Source organism: Micromonospora sp. NPDC002411, assembly GCF_053592955.1.
In genome coordinates, this window is record NZ_JBSFBM010000396.1 from 1 (window position 1) to 5,585 (window position 5,585).

4 protein-coding genes and 2 pseudogenes are annotated in these 5,585 nt (G+C 74.0%); 4 read left to right on the plus strand and 2 right to left on the minus strand.

What is annotated here, in order from left to right; genetic code table 11:
• Nucleotides 1-71: 71 nt before the first annotated feature.
• Both ACWCO3_RS30615 and ACWCO3_RS30620 read right to left on the minus strand, forming a co-directional pair.
• A pseudogene (locus ACWCO3_RS30615) lies at nucleotides 72-1,514 on the minus strand (DEAD/DEAH box helicase); the annotation flags it as partial.
• A gap of 96 nt (nucleotides 1,515-1,610) precedes the next feature.
• Nucleotides 1,611-2,525, minus strand: coding sequence for a hypothetical protein (locus ACWCO3_RS30620; protein WP_450013349.1), 915 nt, complete (start codon nucleotides 2,523-2,525; stop codon nucleotides 1,611-1,613).
• A gap of 131 nt (nucleotides 2,526-2,656) precedes the next feature.
• Here ACWCO3_RS30620 and ACWCO3_RS30625 point away from each other — a divergent pair, with 131 nt between their 5' ends.
• The 4 genes and pseudogenes from ACWCO3_RS30625 to ACWCO3_RS30640 form a co-directional block, all read left to right on the plus strand.
• The gene (locus ACWCO3_RS30625) at nucleotides 2,657-3,811 is read left to right on the plus strand and encodes a sensor histidine kinase (RefSeq protein WP_450013351.1); all 1,155 of its coding nucleotides are present in this window, start codon (nucleotides 2,657-2,659) and stop codon (nucleotides 3,809-3,811) included.
• Nucleotides 3,808-4,413 (plus strand): response regulator transcription factor, encoded by a 606-nt coding sequence (locus ACWCO3_RS30630; protein ID WP_088989493.1) that lies wholly within the window; start codon nucleotides 3,808-3,810, stop codon nucleotides 4,411-4,413. The genes ACWCO3_RS30625 and ACWCO3_RS30630 overlap by 4 nt, the downstream gene beginning before the upstream one ends.
• A 155-nt stretch (nucleotides 4,414-4,568) precedes the next feature.
• Nucleotides 4,569-5,087, plus strand: coding sequence for a 2'-5' RNA ligase family protein (locus ACWCO3_RS30635; RefSeq protein WP_450013354.1), 519 nt, complete (start codon nucleotides 4,569-4,571; stop codon nucleotides 5,085-5,087).
• Between the two features lie 33 nt (nucleotides 5,088-5,120).
• A pseudogene (locus ACWCO3_RS30640) lies at nucleotides 5,121-5,468 on the plus strand (ArsR/SmtB family transcription factor); the annotation flags it as partial.
• Nucleotides 5,469-5,585: the final 117 nt, after the last annotated feature.

Genomic DNA, 5,585 nt, shown 5'->3' on the forward strand with positions numbered 1-5,585 from the left:
CCTCCGTTGTCGCGGCCGCCGTCGGCCTGTCGTGCCGTCGTTGCGTCGCGCTACCGGTCCGACCATTATGCGCCCCGGCCGCCGGACTCCGGTCGACCCTCGCGGGGACCGCGAACCGGCGCCTGCGGGATCTCCTCCTCGTCGTCGGAGCCGGGCGACGTCACCTCGTGGGCCAGCTTCACGGCGGCGAGGGCGACCTCCATCAGGTCGAACTCGTCGGTGAGCGTCTCCACGATCACCCGGTACGGGTCGAGGTCGTCCTCCAGCAGGCTCTCCCGCAGCGCCGCCTGGGTCAGCTCCAACCGGCGGGTCCGCATGTCCGCGACGGTGGGGATCTTGTCGATGGTGATCCGCTGGCCGGTCACCCGCTCGATGGTCTTGAGCATCCGGTGTTCGCGCGGCTCGGCGAGGGTGATCGCCACACCCTCGCGGCCGGCCCGGCCCACCCGGCCGATCCGGTGCACGTACGACTCCGGGGCCGACGGCACGTCGTAGTTGACGACGTGGGTGAGCTGCTCGACGTCCAGCCCGCGGGCCGCCACGTCGGTGGCCACCAGCAGGTCCGCGGTGCCCGCCCGCAGCCGGCCCATGACCCGGTCGCGCTGCTCCTGGCTCATGCCACCGTGCAACGCCTCGGAGCGGTAGCCCCGCCCGTTCATCGTCTCGGTCAGCCGGTCGACCTCTTCGCGGCTGCGGCAGAACACGATCGCGGCGGTGGGCGACTCGACGTCCAGCACCCGGCCCAGTGCGGCCGGCTTGTGCGCCCGGGTCACGATGTACGCGCTCTGCCGCACCCGGGGCGCCTCACCCGCGACCGGCTGCTCCCGACCGATCTCGATCCGGACCGGATCGTTCAGGTGCTGCCGGGCCATCCCGTCGATGCGCGAGGGCATGGTGGCCGAGAAGAGAACCGTCTGCCGCTGCGCCGGAGCGTGTTCCAGGATCGCCTCGATGTCCTCGGCGAAGCCCATGTCGAGCATCTCGTCGGCCTCGTCGAGCACCACCGTGGCCAGCCCACCGAGGCGCAGGGTGCCCCGGGCGATGTGGTCGAGGGCGCGTCCCGGGGTGGCCACCACCACGTCCACACCGCTGTCGAGTGCCCGCAGCTGCCGTCCGATCGGCTGCCCACCGTAGATCGGCAGCACCCGGGCGCCCAGGTCCTTGCCGTAGCGGTGGAACGCCTCGGAGACCTGCACTGCCAGCTCACGCGTCGGCACCAACACCAGCGCCACCGGGTCACCGCCACGACGGTGAGCCGTCATGAGGTTCAGCAGCGGGAGCGCGAACGCCGCCGTCTTGCCGGTGCCGGTGGCCGCCTGACCCAGGAGGTCCCGACCCTCCAGAAGCGGTGGGATCGCCTCCCGCTGGATGGGTGTGGGCTCCTCGTAGCCGAGGGCGGACAGCGCGCCCAGCAGCTCGGCGCGCAGCCCGAGCTCGGTGAAGGCGTTCACCTCGTCGGTGCCGGCGGGGGTGGCGTCGGACGGTGCGTCGTGCTGTGCAGGTGCGGAACTCATGTGCCAAGCCTTTCATCACGCCGTCCGGGCCGCTGCGCCGACCGCCACATGAACGCGACAGGTGCCCCACCGGCACGCCGCCGACGGTGGTCCCGGTCAGGCGGGGGTGCTCAGGATCGCCAGGATCATCACCGCGGCGAGGATCGCGTCGAGCACCCCGCAGAACTCGGTGTAGCCGCGCGGCACCACCCGGCCGGACCGATGGTGCGCCAGGTCCCACCCGGCGTGCGCCAGCCAGCCGAGCGCCACCAGCCATTCGGCGCTCCGCCCGCCAACCACGACCGCGACCAGCGTCAGGGTGCCCCAGACGGCGAGACCGACGAGTTGGGTGGCGAGCACACCGGGACCGCGCAGCGTGCGCCGGTACAGGCCGATCAGCAGGTAGCCACCGGGCAGCACCAGCATCGTCCACGGGCTGAGCACCCCCGGGGCGAGCCACATGTCCGCGGTCACCAGCAGCGCCAGCCCGGTCGGCCAGCGGTGGGCGAGCGCCACCACGGCCGGGTGTCGACGGATCACCGCCGGCGACTCGTGCCGATGCCGCACCGCCACCAGCACCATCGCCGGCACCATCAGCAGGTGGCCGCCGAGCAGCAGGCCGTCGGCGTTGAGCAGGCCGGTCCAGTACGGCACGAACAGCAGCAGGAACGGGACGTACATTGCGGCGGCCATCTCGCCGACCCCACGCCAGTGGTGCGCCCGGTAGCGCATCCACACCGTCATCCCGACGGTCATGGTGGTGGCCATCACCAGCGCGGCCACCTCCGGGCGGGCCAGCGTGTCGGTCGCCCCCAGAGCGGCACCGCCCATCTCGAACAGCGGCCCGAGCAGCAGCATCCCGGCGACCATCGCCAGCGCCATCTCGCCGAGATGCCAGAGCAGCCGTCGCGTACCGCCGGCCGGCGACACGTCGGTCCGCGTCGTGTCCGTGGGTGCCGGCTGGTCGGTCGTCAGCGGCCCGGGCGACGGTACGCGGGCGGCGGGGTCGGCGTACATCCGTGTGTTTTCCATGTGCTGACAGTGCCGGCGTTCCAGCTCGGTGGGCAGACGCGTCCGTCACCGGATATTCGTGCGCGGCGCACGGTCCGACCGTGACAATTCGCATGGGTGGACCGGGCGGCGTGCGGTCCTAGGATCGACGGGTGACGAGCGAGGTGGCGACTCCCCGGGCGGACCGCCGGTTGCTCCGGGCCCGGCGGGCGACGTTGCTGTCGCTGGCCGTCGGGATGTGGGCGACCGTCCTGCTGCCGGCGGTCGGCCTGAGCCGTGAGCCGGACGTCGGCCGCGTCGCGCTCGGCGCGGTCGGCATCCTCGCCTTCGCGGCCACCCAGACCGCCGTGTTGTACGCGGCGGTCACCCCCTGGCTCGCGCAGCGGTGGCGACGGCGCGCCCAGCTCGGCCTGGCCGTCGTGGCGGTACTGACCGTGCCGTTGGTGGCCCCGGTCGCGGCCGGGGTCTGGCCGACCTGGGCGTGGCTCGGCGCTTCCCTGGTCGGGATGGCCCCGTTGGTGGTCCGCCTCCCCGGAGCGTTGGCGGTCACCGCCGGTGCCCTCCTGGTGTCGGCCGCGGTGGCCTGGTGGACCGGCGGATCGGTCGGGCGGTCCCTGGCTGTGACGGGCGGTGTCGGGGTGGGCGTGGCGGCGGTCAACAGGTTCCAGGTCTGGTTCTGGGACCTGCTGGTGGAGGCCCGGCAGGGCCAGGCCGCCCAGGGCAGGCTGGCCGCCGCCGAGGAGCGGCTGCGCTTCGCCCGCGACGTGCACGACCTGCTGGGGCACAGTCTCACGGTGATCGCGCTGAAGGCCGAACTCGCCGCGCGGCTCGCCCCGGTCGACCCGGTGCGGGCCGGTCGGGAGGCCGCCGAGGTGCAGCGGCTCGCCGCGTCCGCGCTCGCCGAGGTCCGCGAGAGCGTGCACGGCTACCGCGCGGTCGACCTCGGCGAGCAGTTGGCCGCCGTGGCGGAGGTGCTCCGGTCGTGCGGAGTGCGCTGCACGGTGCCGCCGCCACCGGCGGACCTGCCGCAGCCGGCCGCTACCGAACTGGCGGCGGTGCTGCGCGAGGCCAGCACCAACGTGCTGCGGCACAGCCGCGCCGACTGGTGCCGGATCCACATCGACCGGGAGGGGAACGTGGCCAGGATGACGGTGGCCAACGACGGCGCCGGCGAGAGCGGCCCGGACGAGCACAGCCACGGCCTGCGGGGTCTGGCCGACCGGTTGGCCGCGGCCGGGGGAGAGCTGCGGGTACGTCGCCAGGACGCGGTGTTCACAGTCGAGGCCACAGTGCCGGTGCCGTCGTGATCCGCGTCCTGCTGGCCGACGACGAGGACCTGATCCGGGTGGCGGTCGCCGCGCTGCTCGGCCTCGAACCGGACATCGACGTGGTGGCCCACGCCGCCGACGGGCCGACGGCGGTCACCGCGACGATCGCGCACCGCCCGGACGTCGCCGTGGTGGACCTGGAGATGCCCGGCCTGGACGGCATCGCCGTCGCCGCCGAGCTGGCCCGCGTCCGTCCTGAGTGCGCGGTGGTCGTGTTGACCGGGCACGGCCGCCCGGGGCACCTCCGTCAGGCGTTGACCGCCGGGGCGCGGGGCTTCGTGCCCAAGGGGTCGCCCGGTGGGGCGCTCGCCGACGTCATCCGCCGGGTGCACGCCGGCGGCCGGTACGTCGACCCGTCGCTGGCCGCCGACGCACTGACCCTGCCGGCGTGCCCGCTCACGCCTCGGGAGTTGGAGACGCTGCGGTTGGCCGAGTTCGGCGCACCGGTGGCGGTGATCGCCCGACGGGTGCACCTGTCCACCGGCACGGTCCGCAACCACCTGTCGGCGGCCGTCCAGAAACTCGGTGCCGCCGATCGGGCCGAGGCGGTCCGTGCCGCCCGGGACAACGGCTGGCTCTGATCCGCGCCGACGACCATCTCGGTGTCCGACGCGTAGATCTTGGACACTTTCCGTTCCACGAGAACGGAAACTGTCCAAGATTGCTCCAGTGATCGGGGTCGGGCGGCGCACCGGTCCGGCGTTCGGCTGGCGACCCGCCCCGTTAGCGTGTCGGAGTGCGTACGGTGGAACTGGTCTGCTCGCCCGGGTTGGAGACGGCAATCCGGTCGACCTGGGTGCGGCTGGCGGCGGCGGGTCTGCCCAGCCTGGCCCGCAACATCCATCCGACCAACCGGCCGCACCTCACCCTCGCCGCGGTGGACGATCTTCCACCCGGCGTCGAGCGCCGTCTGGCCGAGCTGTTCGACGACGCGCTGCCGGTGCCGGTCACCCTCGACCGCGTCGTGGTTCTCGACGGCAGCGCCCCGTTGGTCTGGCTCGTCCGACCCACGCCCGCGCTCACCTCGCTGCACGCCGCCGTCTGGGACGTCCTCGCCGACACCGAGGGGCAGCGTCCGTGGCACGCGCCGGGTGCGTGGGTGCCGCACCTGAGCCTGGCGCTCCGGTTCCGCAACGCCGACCTACGGCTGGCCCGGGCCGTCGCGGGCGGGCAGCGCCCGGCGGGCTCGTTCGACGGCGCTCGCAGCTACGACGGCACGGACCGGACGGTGTCCCCGCTGACCCGACTCCGCTGAGGTCGTCGCGGTGCTGGGGGCGATGATGGCGTCATGAGTGCTACCGAGGGCCGGGCAATGGCCGAGTTGGCCGCGCTGCTGGCCGACGGCACCCGAGCCGGCATCTGCGTCGCGCTGCTCGACGGTCGGGCGTGGACCGCCGGGGAACTCGCCCGGCGTGCCGGGGTCGCGCCGTCCACGGCCAGCGACCACCTCAGCCGGCTGGTGCGGGGCGGGCTGCTCGTGGAGGAACGGCAGGGCCGGCACCGCTACCTGCGGCTGGCCGGGCCGTCGGTGGCCCAGCTGATCGAGCAACTGGCCGGCCACGCCCCGGCCCCACCCGCGCCCACCGGCTCGCTGCGCGCGGCGACGGCCAGCGCCGCCCTGACGTACGCCCGGACCTGAAGCCCGGTGACCTGGTGTGCTTCGACCCGCCGGCGGTGGACGCCGCCACGCAGGCTGCGACCACCAGGGGGATCAGGACGTCATCCACGCGTCCAGCCTAGAGGCGCCGCGCCC